The 17,661-nt window shown below is 63.3% G+C and carries 12 protein-coding genes and 3 pseudogenes; 6 read left to right on the top strand and 9 right to left on the bottom strand.

From position 1 onward, the window contains the following. Positions 1–171 precede the first annotated feature (171 nt). Positions 172–1,116: a translation elongation factor Ts gene (tsf, locus tag G7076_RS05850; RefSeq protein WP_166201185.1), complete on the bottom strand. Its 945-nt coding sequence runs from the start codon at positions 1,114–1,116 to the stop codon at positions 172–174. Between the two features lie 24 nt (positions 1,117–1,140). Beyond that, a complete protein-coding gene (gene rpsB / locus G7076_RS05845) occupies positions 1,141–1,896 on the bottom strand; it encodes a 30S ribosomal protein S2 (RefSeq protein WP_166201183.1) in 756 nt (251 codons plus the stop codon). 248 nt (positions 1,897–2,144) lie between these two features. On the opposite strand from rpsB, the gene G7076_RS05840 reads away from it, so the two are divergent. Beyond that, positions 2,145–2,366 carry a hypothetical protein gene (locus tag G7076_RS05840; protein WP_166201181.1) on the top strand — a complete coding sequence of 74 codons (222 nt, stop codon included), beginning with the start codon at positions 2,145–2,147 and terminating at the stop codon, positions 2,364–2,366. Here the strand turns inward: G7076_RS05840 and G7076_RS05835 are convergent. Together G7076_RS05835 and G7076_RS05830 are read right to left on the bottom strand one after the other, a co-directional pair. Then, entirely contained in the window at positions 2,335–3,099 is a 765-nt protein-coding gene (locus G7076_RS05835) for a phosphatidylcholine/phosphatidylserine synthase (RefSeq protein ID WP_166201179.1), read from the bottom strand. The genes G7076_RS05840 and G7076_RS05835 overlap by 32 nt on opposite strands. After that, positions 3,099–3,827, bottom strand: coding sequence for a phosphatidylserine decarboxylase (locus tag G7076_RS05830; protein WP_166201177.1), 729 nt, complete (start codon positions 3,825–3,827; stop codon positions 3,099–3,101). The genes G7076_RS05835 and G7076_RS05830 overlap by 1 nt, the downstream gene beginning before the upstream one ends. A gap of 112 nt (positions 3,828–3,939) precedes the next feature. On the opposite strand from G7076_RS05830, the gene G7076_RS05825 reads away from it, so the two are divergent. Further along, positions 3,940–5,160 (top strand): NADP-dependent isocitrate dehydrogenase, encoded by a 1,221-nt coding sequence (locus tag G7076_RS05825; protein WP_166201175.1) that lies wholly within the window; start codon positions 3,940–3,942, stop codon positions 5,158–5,160. A gap of 124 nt (positions 5,161–5,284) precedes the next feature. Here the strand turns inward: G7076_RS05825 and G7076_RS05820 are convergent, their stop codons facing one another. Beyond that, positions 5,285–6,361 (bottom strand): FAD-dependent oxidoreductase, encoded by a 1,077-nt coding sequence (locus G7076_RS05820; RefSeq protein ID WP_240913894.1) that lies wholly within the window; start codon positions 6,359–6,361, stop codon positions 5,285–5,287. Between the two features lie 31 nt (positions 6,362–6,392). Continuing rightward, complete coding sequence (locus tag G7076_RS05815; RefSeq protein WP_166201173.1) at positions 6,393–6,599, bottom strand: DUF2945 domain-containing protein; 207 nt, start codon at positions 6,597–6,599, stop codon at positions 6,393–6,395. Positions 6,600–6,681: 82 nt separating this feature from the next. On the opposite strand from G7076_RS05815, the gene G7076_RS05810 reads away from it, so the two are divergent. Then, positions 6,682–8,439 carry a cation:proton antiporter gene (locus tag G7076_RS05810; RefSeq protein WP_166201171.1) on the top strand — a complete coding sequence of 586 codons (1,758 nt, stop codon included), beginning with the start codon at positions 6,682–6,684 and terminating at the stop codon, positions 8,437–8,439. Here G7076_RS05810 and alaS read toward each other — a convergent pair. Together alaS and G7076_RS05800 are read right to left on the bottom strand one after the other, a co-directional pair. Continuing rightward, positions 8,436–11,092, bottom strand: a pseudogene (alaS, locus tag G7076_RS05805) (alanine--tRNA ligase). The gene G7076_RS05810 and the pseudogene alaS overlap by 4 nt on opposite strands. A 96-nt stretch (positions 11,093–11,188) precedes the next feature. Further along, the gene (locus tag G7076_RS05800; RefSeq protein ID WP_166201169.1) at positions 11,189–12,109 is read right to left on the bottom strand and encodes a hypothetical protein; all 921 of its coding nucleotides are present in this window, start codon (positions 12,107–12,109) and stop codon (positions 11,189–11,191) included. A gap of 36 nt (positions 12,110–12,145) precedes the next feature. Here G7076_RS05800 and G7076_RS05795 point away from each other — a divergent pair, with 36 nt between their 5' ends. The 3 genes and pseudogenes from G7076_RS05795 to mtgA form a co-directional block, all read left to right on the top strand. Beyond that, on the top strand, positions 12,146–12,283 hold the full coding sequence (locus tag G7076_RS05795) for a hypothetical protein (RefSeq protein ID WP_166201167.1): 138 nt from the start codon (positions 12,146–12,148) through the stop codon (positions 12,281–12,283). Next, on the top strand, positions 12,284–12,820 hold the full coding sequence (locus G7076_RS05790; RefSeq protein WP_166201165.1) for a hypothetical protein: 537 nt from the start codon (positions 12,284–12,286) through the stop codon (positions 12,818–12,820). Positions 12,821–13,153: 333 nt separating this feature from the next. Further along, positions 13,154–13,873, top strand: a pseudogene (gene mtgA, locus G7076_RS05785) (monofunctional biosynthetic peptidoglycan transglycosylase); the annotation flags it as partial. Positions 13,874–14,149: 276 nt separating this feature from the next. On the opposite strand, the pseudogene dnaE reads toward mtgA, so the two are convergent. Continuing rightward, positions 14,150–17,600, bottom strand: a pseudogene (dnaE, locus tag G7076_RS05780) (DNA polymerase III subunit alpha). Positions 17,601–17,661: the final 61 nt, after the last annotated feature.

The following is a 17,661-nucleotide window of genomic DNA, read 5'->3' as shown; positions in this document are numbered from 1 at the left end:
ACGGCGAATTCGCCTCACCATCTTTGGGCAACAGGGGGCGGCAAGATGGCCCGATTTCTGCAGCGATCGGACCTTCCTTATGACTGCAAGGCCGAGGCTGCGAAGATAAGCTGACATGAAAAGGGCGGAGTCGAAGCTCCGCCCTTCCCTTTTTCGGTAATCGGGCGGTCTTCAGGCGACCGGCTCGTCCTTCTTGACGCCGGCAGCCGCAGCGACCTCGGCGGCGAAGTCGTCCTGCTTCTTCTCAATGCCTTCGCCCAGCTGGAAGCGGACGAAGTTCTTGAGCGCGATCGATCCGCCGGAGTCCTTCGCGGCACCGGCGACGACGTCCGCGACCGGGGTCTTGTTGTCCATCACGAACAGCTGGCTGAGCAGCGCATTTTCCTTGCGGAACTTGGCCATCGAGCCTTCGACCATCTTCTCGACGATGTTGGCCGGCTTGCCGCTCTCGTTCGCCTTCTCGATGGCGATCGCGCGCTCGCGCTCGATCAGCGCCGGGTCAAGGTCGTCGCCGTTCAGCGCCAGCGGGTTGGCCGCGGCGATGTGCATGGCCAGCTGCTTGCCGAGAGCGGTCAGCGTGTCGGCCGGCGCCGAACCTTCGAGCGCGACCAATACGCCGATCTTGCCCATGTTGGAGGCTGCGGCATTGTGGACGTAGCTGACGACAGCGCCTTCAGACACTTCGAGCAGCGCGGTACGGCGGAGCGACTGGTTTTCGCCGATGGTGGCAATGTTGTCGGTCAGTTTTTCTTCGACGGTTCCGCCGCCCGGATAGGACGCGGCCTTCAACGCCTCTATGTCGCCATTGGCGCCGAGCGCCAGCTTGCTGACCTCGCGGACGAACTCCTGGAACTGCTCGTTCTTGGCGACGAAGTCGGTCTCCGAATTGACTTCGACGACTGCGCCCTTGGTGCCTTCGACGGCAACGCCGACGAGACCCTCGGCAGCCGTGCGGCCCGCCTTCTTGGCGGCGGCGGCGAGGCCCTTGGTGCGCAGCCAGTCGATGGCGGCTTCCATGTCGCCGTTGGTTTCACCCAACGCCTTCTTGCAGTCCATCATGCCGGCGCCAGTGCGCTCGCGCAGTTCCTTCACCGAAGCAGCGGTGATCTCAGCCATGGTGTGGCTCCTTGTTCTTGAAAGTTACGCTTCGACGGCGGCTTCGGCCGGCGGTTCGGCCATCGCGCCGATATCCTCGCCCTTCGACTGGCGCTCGCCGGTCTTCCCTGCCTGGCAGGCATTGGCGATCGCTTCGCAGTAGAGGCGAATAGCACGGCTGGCGTCGTCGTTGCCCGGAACCGGGAATGCAATGCCCTGCGGGTTCGAATTCGAGTCGAGGATCGCGACGACCGGGATGCCAAGCACGTTGGCTTCCTTGATCGCCAGCTCTTCCTTGTTCGAATCGACGACGAACATGACGTCCGGAAGGCCGCCCATGTCGCGGATTCCGCCGAGGCTCTTCTCAAGCTTGTCGCGCTCGCGGGTGAGCTGGAGCACTTCCTTCTTGGTGAGACCAGCGGTGTCACCGCTGAGCTGCTCCTCAAGGCTCTTGAAGCGCTTGATCGAGTTGGAAATGGTCTTCCAGTTGGTCAGCATGCCACCGAGCCAGCGATGGTTGACGAAGTGCTGGCCCGAGGCGCGAGCAGTCTCGGCGATCGGATCCTGCGCCTGGCGCTTGGTACCGACGAACAGCACCTTGCCGCCGCGCGAAACGGTCTGCTGGACGAAGTCGAGTGCGCGCGCGAAAAGCGGCACGGTCTGCGACAGGTCGATGATGTGAACGCCGTTGCGGTCGCCGAAGATGTACGGCTTCATGCGCGGGTTCCAACGGTGGGTCTGGTGGCCGAAATGCGCTCCGGCCTCGAGCAATTGCTGCATGGTGACGACATTAGCCGCCATGTCATTTCTCCTTCGCGGTTATACCTCGGCAGACCCAAGTCACCGGCCTTTCGACCGGCACCGCTATGTACGGGTTCGCCTGTGGAATGACGCGCCCCTAGCCAAGGCGTGCGCCAAAGGCAAGTCCATTTTGGCTCTTGACAGGACGAGAACAAAGCGAGAACATACAACGCATCAGGCTCAATAAGCGCCCGAAATGGAACGAAATGCTCCCTTTCTCGGTTTGGCGCTCAAGCAAGGAACGAAACATGACCATGGCCCTCGGAACCGTTTTCTTCCTGTCCATCGCGTGGCTGACCGTTGTCGCAATGGCTGCGACGTTGGAAGGAAAAGCCTCTCGGATCCGCGCCGCGCTTGCCGGCCGGCCGGTGGAAGCCATCCCGCCCCTGACGATCCGCCTGTCCTCCCGCTACCCGCAGCGCCGCGCGCAGCGGTCCGTCAGCCCGCCGCGGTTGCGCGCCGCTGCCTGACCCTTGCGTAGGCGGCGATGCTGAAAGGCAGCACGGCCAGGTAGACTGTGGAGATCGCGAGCAGCGTGATCCACGGTACCGTGAGCAAGGCGGCGCCGAACAATGCAACGCCCGCCAAGGCCATGAGCCGCCAGCTCTTGCGGATCCGGATGGACGTCCAGCTGAAGGTCGGGATGCTGGAAATCATCAGGACAGCGATGAACAAGGTCCACGGCATGACCAGCGCCCAACTGCGAAACAATTCGTCGCTGGTGATAAGCCACAAATAGATGGGCACGAAGGCCAGGCCCGCCCCGGCTGGGGCCGGAACGCCGGTGTTGAATCCAGCGGATTTGTGCGGCTGGTCCGCTGAGTCGATCCGGGCATTGAAGCGCGCCAGGCGAAGCGCGCACGCAACGGCGAGCGCAAGCGCCGCGACCCAGCCGAATTTCGGTGCGTCGTTGAGGGACCACAGGAAAAGTATCAGCGCCGGAGCGGTGCCGAAGGCGATGTTGTCGCTAAGTGAGTCAAGTTCGGCGCCGAACCGGCTCTGAGCGCGAAGCAAGCGCGCGATGCGGCCGTCCATACCGTCCAGCACCCCGGCGAGGATGATCGCCGCGAGCGCCTTATCGAACTCCCCGCCGATTGCGAACCGCACGCCGGTAAGGCCGAGGCAAAGCGCCATGGCCGTGACAGCGTTAGGGATGAAGGCGCGCAGCGGCAGGCCGCCTCCTTCGCCGGAAGGGACGCCCATTACTGGCTCGATCCGCTGCGATGGGGATCGACACCCAGCTCGCCAAGAACCGTTTCGCCAGCGATCGTGCGCTGGCCGAGGAGGACGAGGCTTCCTGTCCCCGAAGGCAGGAAGACATCGACCCGGCTGCCGAAGCGGATGAGGCCGATGCGCTCGCCTGCGCCCACGCGATCACCCTCAGACACGAAGGACATGATCCGGCGGGCAACGAGACCGGCTATCTGGGTGAAGGCAATCCGCGTCCCGTCGTCGCGTTCGACGAGGAAATGCTGGCGCTCATTGTCCTCGCTGGCCTTGTCGAGGTCGGCGTTGAGGAACTTGCCCGGAATGTAGGCGATGCGCCGGACCGTCCCCGCAATCGGCGATCGATTAATGTGGACGTCGAAAACGCTCATGAAAATCGAGACGCGGGTGTATTCGCCGGCCATTCCGTCGGCCGCAAGCTCGGCCGGTGCGGGCACGCGGGAAATCATCGTCACCAGGCCGTCGGCAGGCGCGACGATCAGCTTGGGATCGACGGGGGTCGTTCGCACCGGATCTCGAAAGAACGTTGCGACCCAGATGGTCAGGCCGACCATCAACCAGCCGATCATGTCCGGGAACGCCCAGAAAGCGACCAAAGTGAAAAAGGCGGAAATTAGGGTGAACTTGCGCCCCTCCGGATGGACCGAGGGGAATCGCCATTTGACCGCGGTCAGCTGGCTGTCGGGCTTTTCGAGTGCAGGCATGGCGACTCCTTAGTAAGGCGCGGACGCCCCGGCAATGCGGGCGGTTGCCTTGTCGCCGCCTCGCGCCTAATCGCCCCACCCAATCCCACCCGCAGCGATGGAAAATAGGCGCATGGCGAAGATCAAGGTTAAGAACCCGGTCGTCGAGCTCGACGGCGACGAAATGACCCGCATCATCTGGCAATGGATCCGCGAGCGGCTGATCCAGCCTTATCTCGACATCGACCTTAAATATTACGACCTGAGCGTCCAGAAGCGCGACGAGACCGAGGACCGCATCACGGTCGAGGCCGCGGAAGCGATCAAGCAATATGGCGTCGGCGTAAAGTGCGCGACGATCACTCCGGACGAGGCGCGCGTCGAGGAGTTCGGCCTCAAGAAAATGTGGAAATCGCCGAACGGCACGATCCGCAATATCCTGGGCGGTGTCGTCTTCCGCGAGCCGATCGTCATCGCCAACGTCCCGCGGCTGATCCCGGGCTGGACCGACCCGATCGTCGTTGGCCGTCACGCCTTTGGCGACCAGTATAAGGCGACCGATTTCAAGGTCCCGGGCAAGGGCAAGCTGACCATCAAGTGGGTCGGCGAGAACGGCGAGGAGATCGAGCATGAGGTGTTCGATTTTCCCTCCGCCGGCGTCGCGATGGGCATGTACAACCTCGACGATTCGATCCGCGAGTTCGCCCGGGCAAGCCTCAACTTCGGGCTCCAGCGTGGCTGGCCGGTCTATCTTTCGACCAAGAACACGATCCTGAAGGCCTATGACGGGCGTTTCAAGGACATCTTCCAGGAAACCTACGACGCCGAATTCAAGGCCGCGTTCGAGAAGGCAGGGATCGAGTATCAGCACCGACTGATCGACGATATGGTCGCGAGCGCGCTCAAGTGGAGCGGCAAGTTCGTCTGGGCCTGCAAGAATTACGACGGCGACGTCCAGTCGGACCAGGTCGCGCAAGGCTTCGGAAGCCTTGGCCTCATGACCAGCGTCCTGATGACTCCGGACGGCAAGACGATCGAGGCCGAAGCGGCCCACGGCACCGTCACCCGACACTTTCGCATGCACCAGCAGGGTAAGGCGACCTCAACCAACCCGATCGCGTCGATCTTCGCCTGGACCGGCGGCCTCAAATTCCGCGGCAAGTTCGACGAAACGCCCGACGTCGTTCGCTTTGCCGAGACGCTCGAACGGGTGTGCATCGAGACTGTCGAGAGCGGCAAGATGACCAAGGACCTCGCAATCCTCGTCGGGCCGGATCAGGCTTGGATGACCACCGAGCAATTCTTCGAGGCAATCGTCCAGAACCTCGAAACAGAAATGAGCAGCTGGTCCTAAGCTGTTGACAGATAAGCGTTCGGCGAGCGCACACGCTCTCGCCGGACGCCTAGGCCAATGATTCGGCCGGGGATCCGCCGGAGCAGCGGATAGCGATCAAGCAACCGCACCAGTCGCGGCACGCTTACCGGGCCTCCCCCAAAACGCGCCCAATGATCCTGTCCTGCGCCGTTTTCTGACCTGCCTGAATCACCCGCGTTGGAAATTCGCGGCGCTTCCGAACCCTGATCAGGATAGGGTCGGCATTTGCTCCAGCGGCTAGCGGTCCGGCGAGGATGTTGGCCGCCGCGACTGCATCCTGAATTGCGAGATTGATGCCAATCCCGCCGATCGGGCTCATCGCATGGGCAGCGTCGCCGATCGCCAACAGGCCCGGCCGCGACCAGCTCGTCAGCCGGTCGAGCGAGACGCTGAGCAGCTTGACGTCGTCGTCGCTGGCAAGACCGCCGGAAAAGTCCATCCCGGGGAAGGCCTTGCTGACTTCCTGGCGCAACCAGCAAAGTCCACGGGCACGGACGTTCAGTTCCTCGCCCTTTGGGATCAGAAACGCGGTCTGCCAGTAGGTGTCCCGGTCGATCAGCACGACCATACGTCCGGGCTCCACGGAACCGCGAAGCGCGTCACCGCCATCGTCGGTCTTAGGCAGCTCGAACCACAGGACGTCCATCGGCGCGCCAAGCGTTTCGACAGGCAGAATCCCGCTCGAGCGGACGAGGGACGAGCGTCCATCGGCGGCAATTACGAGTTTGCCGGCCCGCTCCTCTCCGCCCGAGGCAAAACGGACGCCGGCGATGCGCCCGCTCTCTTCTAGGAAACCGGCGACCGGCTCGCTCATTGCCAGCGCGAAGCCGGGATAGGCGACCGCTTCGTCGCGCAGGAAGTCGAGAAACTCCCACTGCGGCATCATGGCAATGAATGGCGCCGGGGTGTCGAGGTGCGACAGGTCGCCGATGGTCCAGTCACGGCCTGCGATCCGGATTCGTGCGGAGGTTATGCGATTGTGCTGCCGTCCCAAGAACCGTCTGAGAAGGCCCAGCTGGTCGAGGACCTCCATGGTCGAGGGGTGAACGGTGTCGCCTCGAAAATCGCGGAAGAAGTCCCCGTGCTTCTCAATCACTTTCACGGAGACGCCAGCGCGAGCGAACAGGAGCCCTGCCATCATTCCAGCCGGGCCGCCGCCAACGATCAAAACATCCGCCATCCGCCGATTAGCGTGACGTCAAGGCGTCAGGTCAAGTCTTGGTGAGAGCCGACGGCTTGTGAGCGGCGCGTTTGCCGGTGTCGCTTTCGACGAGATATTCGGGGTAGTCTTTCGATGCCGCAGCCTTGTGATACTTGATCTTTGTCGGGCTTGTGAGCTTCATGACCACTTTGCCCTCGGAATGACCGCCTGGACTGTCCCATTCGACCCTGTCGCCGGCCTTGAAGCTTTTCGTCACGTCCGATCTCCTTGGCAAGGAAACGCGTGGGCAGCCCGCTGGTGCCGGTGACAAGTCTGACACGCCATGCTTTTAAGGGCACATGGCCACCGAAGCGGAGATTACCCCAGCACTGTCCGACGCGCTGACTATCCTTGGTGCAGCGGGAATCATCATTCCGACGTTTGCGCGCTTCCGAATCAATCCGGTCATCGGTTTCATCATCGTCGGGATCATCGTGGGACCATTCGGCCTCGGAGCACTGACTGATCAGTATCCCTGGCTCCAAGCTATCACGATCACCAATCCCGAGGGGATCGAGCCGTTCGCCGAGCTGGGAATCATCCTGCTGCTTTTCTCCATCGGGCTGGAGCTCAGCTTCCGGAGGCTCATCGCGATGCGAAAGATGGTCTTCGGCATTGGCGCTGCCGAAATGCTCGGCACTGCGGCGCTGATCGGCGGATTCCTGATCGCAGTGGATTGGCCGACGCAAAGCGCGCTCTGGCTGAGCCTTGCCCTGGCCATGAGCTCGACCGCGCTCGTCCTTCCGATCAGCGGAACCCAAGGCCCGGTCGGCCGCGCAGCGCTGTCCATGCTGCTGTTCGAAGATCTGGCGCTTGTGCCCATGCTGTTCCTGATCGGAGCGGCGGGCGGCGCGGCGACGAGCACTGCCAGCCTCAGCTCGATCGCACTCGAAGGCACTCTGGTGATCCTCGGCATCCTGGTGGCCGGACGTTTCTTGCTGCCCTCATTGTTCGCGCAGGCTGCGCGATCGAAAAAGCCCGAGCTGTTCCTGGCGATCTCGCTACTAGTGGTCATCCTTTCCGCAGTGCTGACTCGAGCGGTCGGCTTGTCGCCGATCCTTGGCGCACTTGTGGCCGGGCTCGTCATTGCCGAGACCGATTACCAGCATGAAGTCGATGTCGTGATCGAGCCGCTTAAAGGCCTCGCTCTTGGCGTCTTCCTGATCAGTGTGGGAATGCGCATCGAAGTCATGGCGCTGCTCGATCAGTGGGTCGAGCTGCTTGCTGCGCTGACCGCGGTAATCCTGGTGAAAGCCATTGTGACCGGTGCATTGCTGCGGCTCTCCGGAGCGCGGCTCGGCGTGGCTGCCGAGACGGGCGTGCTGATGGCAAGCCCATCGGAAACCACTCTGATCGTGCTCGGCGCGGCCGGGGCGGTCGGCATCCTGACCCCCGACACGGTAGCCTTCTGGTCGGCGGCGACGGCGATCGGCCTCACCATCACGCCGCTGCTCGCGAGCCTGGGCCGTTGGACTGCGCGGCGGGTCGACCGCAGGACGCTCGCTTCAATCGAGCTTGGTCCGACCGAGGGGCTGACCGTCATTGTCGGCTTTGGTCGGGTTGGCCGGATCGTCGCCGACATGCTGGATGCGCACGGTCGTCCGTATCTTGCGATCGAGAACGACATCGACGGCTTCATCGAAGCGAGGGAGGCGGGCTATTCCGTGATGTTTGGGGACATTGCCCGCCGCGAACTTGTCGAAAAGCTCGATCTCGGCAAGGCGAAGGCTGTCGTCCTGACGATGGACGATCCTGTGTTGGCGACGCGGCTGACCAGGAGGCTTCGGGAAGCACACACCGAACTGCCCATCATTGCCCGGGCACGCGACACCGACCATGCGGCCCGGCTTTACAAAGCGGGAGTGACCGATGCCGTGCCGGAAGCGGTGGAGGCCTCGCTTCAGCTGTCGGAGGCCGTGCTAGTCGACATCGGCGTCGCCATGGGGCCGGTCATCGCCAGCATCCACGAGAAACGCAGCGACCTCCGGGCGGCGATCATGCGCGACGGCGAACTCGATGCGGAGCCGACCCTTGGGCGCCGGCGCCTGAGCAGTTAGGCGGCAACCCGGGCCAGCGTTTCGCGAACGGCAGCGAGCGCCTCATCCGCCTTTTCGCCATCGGGCCCCCGCCCTGCGCCATGTCGGGACGGCCGCCGCCTCCTTGCCCGCCGAGCGCGGTTACGGCTGCCTTGACCAGGTCCACGGCGCTGACTTGGCCGACGAGATCGTCGGTAACCCCGACCGCCACGCTCGCGCGGCCATCATTGACTGCTACAAGCGCGGCGATGCCGCTGCCGACGCGCTGCTTCATCCCGTCGACCTCACCGCGAAGACCCTTGGGATCGAGGCCTTCGACAACCTGACCGAGGAATTTCAAGCCGGCGACATCTTCCAGGCCCACCGCTTCGCTCTTCCCGCCCCCGCCCATTGCGAGCGCTTTCTTCGCGTCCGCGAGTTCCTTTTCGAGCCGGCGGTTGCTCTCGACGAGACTAGCGACGCGCAAAGGCACGTCTTCGGGTGCGGTCTTGAGGCTGGCGGCGACGTCGCGAAGCCGGGCTTCTCGGGCGTTCAGCCAGGCGAGCGCACCCTCCCCAGTCAGCGCCTCGATGCGGCGAACGCCTGATGAGACCGCGCTTTCGCCGATGATCTTGAACAGGGCGATATCGCCAGTGGCGTCGACGTGCGTGCCGCCGCACAGCTCCACGGAGTAGTGACGATCATCGCCTTGCCGGCCCATGCTGAGGACTCGAACCTCGTCGCCATATTTCTCACCGAACAGGGCGAGCGCACCGGCTGCGACCGCCTCGTCCGGGGTCATGAGCCGCGTCGAAACCGGCTCGTTGGCGCGAATCTCGGCATTCACGTCCGCCTCGATCGCCGCGATTTCGTCGGGCGAGAGCGCTTTGGGATGCGAGAAATCGAAGCGCAGGCGGTCGGGCGCGACAAGGCTGCCCTTTTGCGTGACATGCTCGCCGAGCACCTTGCGCAGCGCGGCGTGAAGCAAATGCGTTGCGCTGTGGTTGGCGCGGGTCGCGGTGCGGCGCACGACATCCACCGACTGATGGATCGATTCCCCGACGTGGATTTCGCCTTTCTGCACCATTGCGCGGAGCACATGAAGTTTTCCGAGCGGCTTCGACGTATCCTCAACGATGGCTTCCAACCCCTTGAGCGACGTCAGTTTTCCGGCATCACCGATTTGTCCCCCGCTCTCGCCATAGAAGGGTGTCTGGTTCAGCACGACGAGCACTTCCTCGCCCTGGGCGGCGCGCTCGACGCGCTTGCCGTCCTTGACGAGCGCCTGAACCTGGCCCTCGCCCTCGTGGCTAGAATAGCCGGTGAATTCGGTCGCACCGACCTCCTCTGCCAGGTCAAACCACAATTCGTCGCTGGCCTTTTCGCCCGAGCCTTTCCAGGCGGCGCGGGCTTTGGCCTTTTGTTCGGCCATGGAACTGTCGAAACCGGTGCGATCGACGGCGATCCCGCGCGGGCGGAGCGCATCTTCGGTGAGATCGTAGGGAAAGCCAAACGTGTCGTAGAGCTTGAAGGCAGTCTCGCCGGGCAGCGTGCCACCACGTTCAAGGCCTGAAGTCGCTTCGTCGAGCAGCTTGAGGCCATTGGCGAGCGTCTGGCGAAAGCGGGTCTCTTCCTGGAGCAGGGTCGCTTCAATGAGCGGCTGTGCACGAACCAGCTCCGGATACGCCTGACCCATCTCTGCAACCAGCTGCGGGACAAGCCGATGCATCAACGGATCCTTCGCGCCAAGCAGGTGCGCATGGCGCATTGCACGGCGCATGATCCGGCGAAGGACATAGCCACGCCCCTCATTGGCCGGGAGAACGCCGTCGGCGACGAGAAAGCCGGACGCGCGAAGATGGTCGGCGATGACCCGGTGCGAGGCTTGTCTTTCCCCTTCGGCGCGCGTCCGGGTCAGCTCCTCTGACGCGTGGATCAGCGCCTTGAACGTGTCCGTGTCGTAATTGTCGTGGACGCCCTGCATGACGGCGGCGACACGCTCGAGGCCCATGCCGGTGTCGATGCTCTTGCTCGGCAGCTCGCTGACGATTTCGTCATTGGCCTGCTCGAACTGCATGAAGACGAGGTTCCAGATCTCGACGAAGCGGTCGCCGTCCTCGTTGGGAGAACCTGGAGGGCCGCCGGGAAGATGGTCGCCATGGTCGAAGAAAATCTCGGAACACGGACCGCACGGGCCGTCCGAGCCCATCGCCCAGAAATTGTCCTTGGTGGGGATGCGGATGATCTTGTCATCGGAAAAGCCGGTTACCTTCTTCCAGATGTCGAAGGCTTCGTCGTCGGTGTGGTAGACGGTGACGGTCAGCCGGTCAGGCGACAGCCCCCACTCCTTCGTGAGCAGGGTCCAGGCTTGATTGATCGCCTGGTCCTTGAAATAGTCGCCGAAGGAAAAATTCCCCAGCATTTCGAAGAAGGTGTGGTGCCGCGCGGTATAGCCGACATTGTCGAGATCGTTGTGCTTGCCGCCGGCGCGAACACATTTCTGAGAGGACACTGCGGTCTTGTAGGGCCGCGTTTCGAGGCCCGTGAAAACGTTCTTGAACGGCACCATGCCCGCGTTGACGAACATCAGTGTCGGGTCGTTGTGCGGGACCAGTGGCGCGGATTGCACGCGCGCATGCCCTTCCCGCTCGAAATATTCGAGGAAACCGCGGCGAAGGTCGTTGGTCGATGTCATGAGGCCGCAGATATAAGCCTTGCTGCGGCGCGGCAAGACGAAGGGGGCGGAACCTTGCGGCTCCGCCCCCTTCCCTTGCGACTTTCAATCTACAGGTCAGGCGTAGACGGGATAAGCGTCTTCGATGATGCCGGTGTCGGCATCCACCTCGTAGATGTAGCCATTGGCGTAGCGGTAGTAATCGTCTTGAGTGTCATAATATCGGTCACGATACGCGAAGGGCACGTTGTAAGTGCTGTAGCCGACCGGCATCGGCTGGCCGACCCCGAACTGCTGGCCGCTGACGAGCGCCACCAGCGCCGTAATCAGCTGCGTCGTCGGATCAACCTGATAGATGCCGCCATTAGCGTAGCGGTAATTATACTGCGGCGTATCGTAATAGAGGTCGCGGTAGCCGTAAGGCACGTTGTAGTCTGGATAGGCCACCGGCCACGGCTGCCCGACCATGTAGCTGTCCGCGTAGAGCGGATAGCGGTCCTCGATCCGGCGCGTGTACGGGTCGACCTGATAGATGAAGCCGTCACCATAACGGTACCATGCATCGTTGGTGTCGTAATAGCTGCTGCGATAGGGCAGCGGGACGTTGTACGTGTTGTAGCTCGACGGAAGCACCTGGCCGATGCCGAGCGACTGGCCGAGCAGTAGCGCGACGATGCCCGAAATCAGCTGCGTGCCGGCGTCGACCTGATAGATCGCATTGCCGTCGTAGCGGTAATAATAGTCCGGTGTGTCGTAATAATAGGCCTGGTAGCCGTACGGCACATAGCTGCTTCGATATGTCGACGGCCACGGATCGCCGACCGAATAGCCGCCGAACAGCGGGTAGAGTCCGCTGACGATGCTGTTGTCGCGGTCGATCCGGTAGACGTAGCCGTAATCGTCGTCATAGCGATAGTAATAGTCCGGCGTGTCCACGTAGCGCGTGCCGTAAATGGCCGGGACCGGCGCGAAGGCGGTTGCCGCGATGCGTTCGCCTAGCGCGACGCGCTGCTGGCGGATTTCCTTCATCGGACGCATTTCGCGACGATCGACGATCCGGTCGAACTGACGCTGTTGGCGATCGGCGAATTGCGCTGTGCGGCGCAGCTTGCGATCTTCCCTCGCAGCCTGCCTAAGCTCACGGCCATTGTCGCGAAGTGCCTGACGCTGGATCCGCTGAACACGTTCGGCCCGGCGAACGTCCTGACGTAGTTGCTGGCGCTCGATACCTTGGGCGCGTTCAACCTGCCGCAGCTGCTGGCGTTCGATGCGCTGCGGACGTTCGGCGCGACGGATTTCCTGCCGCTCCAGGCGCTGGGTGCGCTTCACCTGGCGAACCTGCTGACGCTCGATCCGTTGGGGACGTTCGGCTCGGCGAACGTCTTGGCGCTCCAAGCGCTGAGCACGCTCAACTTGGCGGATTTGCTGGCGCTCGACCCGATGCGGGCGTTCCGCGCGGCGGCTTTCCTGCCGCTGCACGCGCTGAACCCGTTCAACCTGCCGAACCTGCTGACGCTCGATCTGCTGCGGACGTTCTGCGCGCTGAGCCTGCCGCTCCATGCGCTGCGGGCGTTCGACACGCTCCATCTGCGGTCGTTCCGCACGTTGCGGGCGCTCCGCCCGTTGCTGCTGCGGCGCACCGGCAGCTTCGCCGCCCTTGTCGCGGCCGCCACGCTCGGCATTCGCCGGCGCGATCAGGGCGAGGCCGGCAACGCCGGCGATCAAAATCATCTTGCGGGTCATGATTGACCTTCCGTTTCTTGCTAAATCTCAGAAAACAAACGCCTCATCATGGCGTTTTGAGCCTGTGCGCCGAATGAACCTGACGGGATTCTGCATCGGTTCGGCGCGAAACAGGGTCTTCACAACGACAATGTTATCCACGGTTCAGATAATGGCCGAAAATATTTCTTTTGCCGGGTGCTGGACTCGCTACTCGAATCATGGTCTAACAATCGCGTGGTTGAGGTCTTCGGACCAAAACCATGGAGCCCCGGCAACTTCGGTTGCCGGGGCTTTCGCGTTTCTGAGGCGGGCGCCGCCGGGGCTTTCCTTTTGATTGCGGCTTGCTAGTCAAAAGCGATGGCCAAGCGACCGACAACCATCCCCGCCTACAAGCGCAAGCGTTCCTCCAAAAGCGGCATCGGCCGCTTCCTGTTCAAGCTTATCCTGTGGTTCTTCCTGATCACCATCGGCCTGGTCGTGATCTACCGTTTCGTCCCGCCGCCGATCACAGCGACGATGGTTGGCGACCTGGTCGCAGGCCGAGGAATCGACAAGGACTGGATGAGTCTGGACGAAATGGACCGCGACATGGTAAGCGCGGCGATCGGCGCGGAGGACAGCAAATTCTGCGCGCATCAGGGCTTCGACTGGGACGCCATCCAGGACGCAGCCAAGCGTAATGCCAGCGGCGGGCGGATTCGCGGCGGCTCCACGATCAGCCAGCAGACCGCGAAGAACGTCTTCCTTTGGCAGGGCGGTGGCTATTTCCGCAAAGGAATGGAGGCCTATTTCACCTTCCTGATCGAGAAGATCTGGGGGAAGCGGCGAATCATGGAGGTCTACCTCAACGTCGCCGAGACCGGTATCGGCACCTATGGCGCAAACGCCGGGTCGATGCGCTATTTTGGGCATGATGCGAGCGCGATGACCGCCACCGAAGCCGCACGGATTGCCGCCGTCCTGCCGCTGCCGAAGAAGCGCGGCGCCATCGCGCCCAAGGGCTTCACTCGCCGCTATGGCAATAGCATCGCCGCGCGGATCGGCGTAGTCGGCCGCGACGGCCTCGACGCCTGTGTCTACCAGGGCACAGTTGCGCCGCCGCAGAAGGCGCCGCCTAAGGTCACCAAGCCGACGGTCATTCCGGGCGACGAATATGAAACGGCAACGCCGCCGCCACCGGAAGAAACCGTCGACACGACGGCGATCAACGAGGTGGCCGCCGATCCTCTCGCTCCGGCGGAGCCGAGCGCCGACCAGCCCGGCGTGCTGCTTGGACCGCCGCCTGAACAATCACCGGTTGAGCAGACCCAGGACGAGCCCGGGCCAGCTCCCGGCAATGAGGTTGGCTAAGGCCTAGCCAACCAGTGCCAGCTTTGGCGGAGCGCTCAATTCCACCTGCCCTTCGCCGAGCAGTCGTTCCAGGCGCATCGCTAGGTCCGCATCGAGCGCGAAATCCTGGCCGACGAGAAAGGTTGCCATTCGCCCCCCGCTGACCGGCAAGGCAATCCTGACGATGCCGTTGCTTCCGCGATGCGGTGCGAGTTCGGCGGCAACGGGGCCGATGAGTTGCTCATCCGGTACCTTCAACTTCAACTGCAGCCGAGTCCGCTTTGCGAGGCCCTCCAGAGACTGGAAGCGCTTGACGGTGACCCGCGGCATGTCTTCGCCGGGTCGCCGGTCCAGCTCGACCGTCATAAGACCGCAGTCACCGGCTTTGGCCGCGCGTTCGAGCGCGTCGGTCGCCTCGTCGTCGAAAGCCGTGGCGACATATTGTCCGGACGCATCGGATATTGTCGCCATCATGTAGCGGCGGCCGCGCGCCGAGGTACGCCAGCGTGCATCCTCGACGAGGCCCGCCATCGACGCGGAGGCGCGGCCATCGGCGGGGATTGGGACACCCGAAAGCTGCGCGAAACTCTTTACCTTGTGGGCGGCAAGCAGGTGCCGCTGGGCATCGACTGGATGGGCCGAGAAGTAGAAGCCGAACGCCTCGCGCTCGGCCGCCATGCCTTCGGCAAGCGACCAGCGGGCATTCTTCGGAAGACGGATCTGGGTAACGGGATCGCCATCCCGCCACCGAACAGGCCATGCTGGCCGCTGGTGCGCTGATCATTGGCGGACGCTGCATGGGCGAGGATCGTTTCGGCAGCTGCAAACACCGTCGCCCGGTCCGAGTTGATGCTGTCGAATGCGCCGGCAGCGGCAAGGCTCTCGATCTGGCGGCGGTTGAGCAGTTTTGGATCGATCCGGCCCGCGAAATCCTCCAGCGATTGGAACGGGCCGTTGGCTTCGCGTTCCTCGACGAGTGCTTCCATCGCCTTCTCACCGACTCCCTTCAACGCGCCGAGCGCATAGCGGACGGCGAGCGCGCCATCCTTTTCCTCTACGCTGAACGCCGCTTGAGACGCATTGACGTCGGGCGGGAGGCATTCGAGTCCGCTTCGGCGCACGTCCTCGACGAACAGCGCCAGCTTGTCCGTTTGGTGCATGTCGAAGCTCATCGACGCGGCGAAGAACTCGGCCGGGTGATGCGCCTTCAGCCAAGCGGTGTGATAGGCGACCAAGGCGTAAGCGGCGGCGTGGCTCTTGTTGAAGCCGTAGCCGGCGAACTTGTCGATCAAGTCGAACAGCTCGTTGGCCTTGGCGGCTGAAATACCCTTCTCAGCAGCGCCGGAGACGAAGCGCGATCGCTGGGCGTCCATCTCGCTCTGGATCTTCTTGCCCATCGCCCGGCGAAGCAGGTCGGCGTCGCCGAGGCTGTAGCCGGCCAGCACCTGCGCCGCTTGCATCACCTGCTCCTGGTAAACGAAGATGCCGTAGGTTTCTTTCAGTACATCCTCGAGCAGGGGGTGCGGGTAAGCGAGTGGGGCACGACCGTTCTTGCGGTCGCCGAACAGCGGGATGTTGTCCATCGGGCCAGGGCGGTAGAGCGACACCAGAGCGATGATGTCGCCGAAGCTTGTCGGCCGGACCTGGGCGAGCGTTCGCCGCATCCCTTCTGACTCGAGCTGGAACACACCCACCGTGTCGCCGCGCTGCAGGAGATCGAATACCGCCGGGTCGTCCCAGGTCAGCTTGGCGAATTCGACGGAGATGCCGCGCTGCTCGAGTAGGCGCTGGCCTTCCTTCAGCACCGACAATGTCTTCAGGCCGAGGAAGTCAAACTTCACCAGGCCTGCCGCCTCGACATATTTCATGTCAAACTGCGTGACCGGCATATCGGAACGCGGGTCGCGGTAGAGCGGGACGAGCTGGTCGAGCGGGCGATCGCCGATGACGACGCCAGCGGCGTGGGTCGAGCTGTGGCGCGGCAGGCCCTCCAGCTTCATCGCCAGGTCGAACAGCCGCTTCACGTCGGGATCGTTGCGGACCTCGGCGGCAAGCTCGGTAACCCCTTTGAGCGCGCGCTCCAGGGTCCAAGGGTCGGTCGGATGGTTCGGGACTAGCTTGGCGAGCCGGTCGACCTGGCCGTAGCTCATCTGAAGCACGCGGCCCGTGTCCTTCAGAACGGCGCGGGCTTTCAAGCGACCGAAAGTTATGATCTGCGCCACCCGGTCGCGGCCGTATTTCTGCTGGACGTAGGCGATGACCTTGTCGCGGTGGGTTTCGCAGAAGTCGATGTCGAAGTCCGGCATCGACACGCGCTCGGGGTTGAGGAAGCGCTCGAACAGCAGGTTCAATTCAATGGGGTCGAGATCGGTGATCGTCAGCGCCCAGGCGACGACCGAGCCGGCGCCGGAGCCGCGGCCCGGCCCGACCGGGATGTCGTTGGCCTTGGCCCATTTGATGAAGTCGGCGACGATCAGGAAGTAGCCGGCGAACCCCATGCGGGTAATGACGTCGATTTCGAAATCGAGCCGCGTCCGATAGCGCCCGATGTCCTCTTCACTTCGGTCGGCGAGACGCTTGGCAAGGCCGTCATGGGCCTCGCGGCGGAGGGTCTCGTCCTCGTCGTCGCTTAGGCGTGGGAGGATTGGGCGTCGCTTCGGCGCGGAAACGGCGCATCGCTGGGCGATGACGGCTGTGTTGGCGATGGCTTCCGGCAGGTCAACGAACAGGCCTTCCAAGTCGCTGCCCGGCTTGAGCCATGCATGGGCAGAGCTGACCGCGCGCTCGTCGCTGTCCACATAGGTCGACTGGGCGATGCACAGCATGGCATCATGAGCCGCGTGAAACGACGGTTCAGAATATTGCGCCGGGTTAGTGGCGACGACCGGGAGATCGCGGGCGTAAGCGAGATCGATGAGCGCATTCTCCGACGCTTCTTCGGTCGAATCGCCGCGGCGGCTGAGCTCGATATACAGGCGGCCGGGAAAGAATTGGCCTAGGCGGGAGAGATAGTCGGCGGCCTTTCCAGCGCGCCCTTCGGCGAGAAGCCGTGCAATGGCCCCTCCCCGCCCGCGGTCAGGCAAAGCAGGCCAGCGCTGTCGGCAAGGGCTTCGAAGAGGACGTGCGGGTCCTGCTCCAGCGGCCGGTCGAGATGGGCGGACGAGACGAGCCGGCACAGCGCCGCATAGCCGTCTTCGTCTTGGGCGAGCAGGACGACCCAGTCGATGATGCCCTTGGGACCGATGTCTTCCGGGCGGGCGACGGCGAGCGTCACGCCGATAATCGGCTGGACGCCCTCGGCAATGCAGGCGTCGCTGAACGGCATGGCCGCGTAAAGGCCGTTTCGATCCGTCAGGGCGACGGCGGGAAAGCCGAGCTGCCGGGCCTGCTTAGCGATTGCCTTGGGTTCGATCGCCCCATCGAGCATGGTGAAGGACGAAAAGACTCGAAGCGGAACGTAGGGCTGAACGGACATTGCCAGCACTATGCGCCGCGCGGACCCAGCGACCAAGGCCGGCTCACGGCCTTTTCCACAA

Source organism: Sphingomonas sp. HDW15A (genome assembly GCF_011301715.1).
Lineage (GTDB): Bacteria > Pseudomonadota > Alphaproteobacteria > Sphingomonadales > Sphingomonadaceae > Sphingomicrobium.
This window is presented reverse-complemented; position numbering and strand designations above follow the sequence as displayed.

Bases quoted from the DNA above. Each gene is read 5' to 3' on its own strand.
- tsf (WP_166201185.1), bottom strand. From the start codon at position 1,116: ATGGCTGAGATCACCGCTGCTTCGGTGAAGGAACTGCGCGAGCGCACT.
- rpsB (WP_166201183.1), bottom strand. From the start codon at position 1,896: ATGGCGGCTAATGTCGTCACCATGCAGCAATTGCTCGAGGCCGGAGCG.
- G7076_RS05840 (WP_166201181.1), top strand. From the start codon at position 2,145: ATGACCATGGCCCTCGGAACCGTTTTCTTCCTGTCCATCGCGTGGCTG.
- G7076_RS05835 (WP_166201179.1), bottom strand. From the start codon at position 3,099: ATGGGCGTCCCTTCCGGCGAAGGAGGCGGCCTGCCGCTGCGCGCCTTC.
- G7076_RS05830 (WP_166201177.1), bottom strand. From the start codon at position 3,827: ATGCCTGCACTCGAAAAGCCCGACAGCCAGCTGACCGCGGTCAAATGG.
- G7076_RS05825 (WP_166201175.1), top strand. From the start codon at position 3,940: ATGGCGAAGATCAAGGTTAAGAACCCGGTCGTCGAGCTCGACGGCGAC.
- G7076_RS05820 (WP_240913894.1), bottom strand. From the start codon at position 6,361: ATGGCGGATGTTTTGATCGTTGGCGGCGGCCCGGCTGGAATGATGGCA.
- G7076_RS05810 (WP_166201171.1), top strand. From the start codon at position 6,682: ATGGCCACCGAAGCGGAGATTACCCCAGCACTGTCCGACGCGCTGACT.
- G7076_RS05800 (WP_166201169.1), bottom strand. From the start codon at position 12,109: ATGCGTCCGATGAAGGAAATCCGCCAGCAGCGCGTCGCGCTAGGCGAA.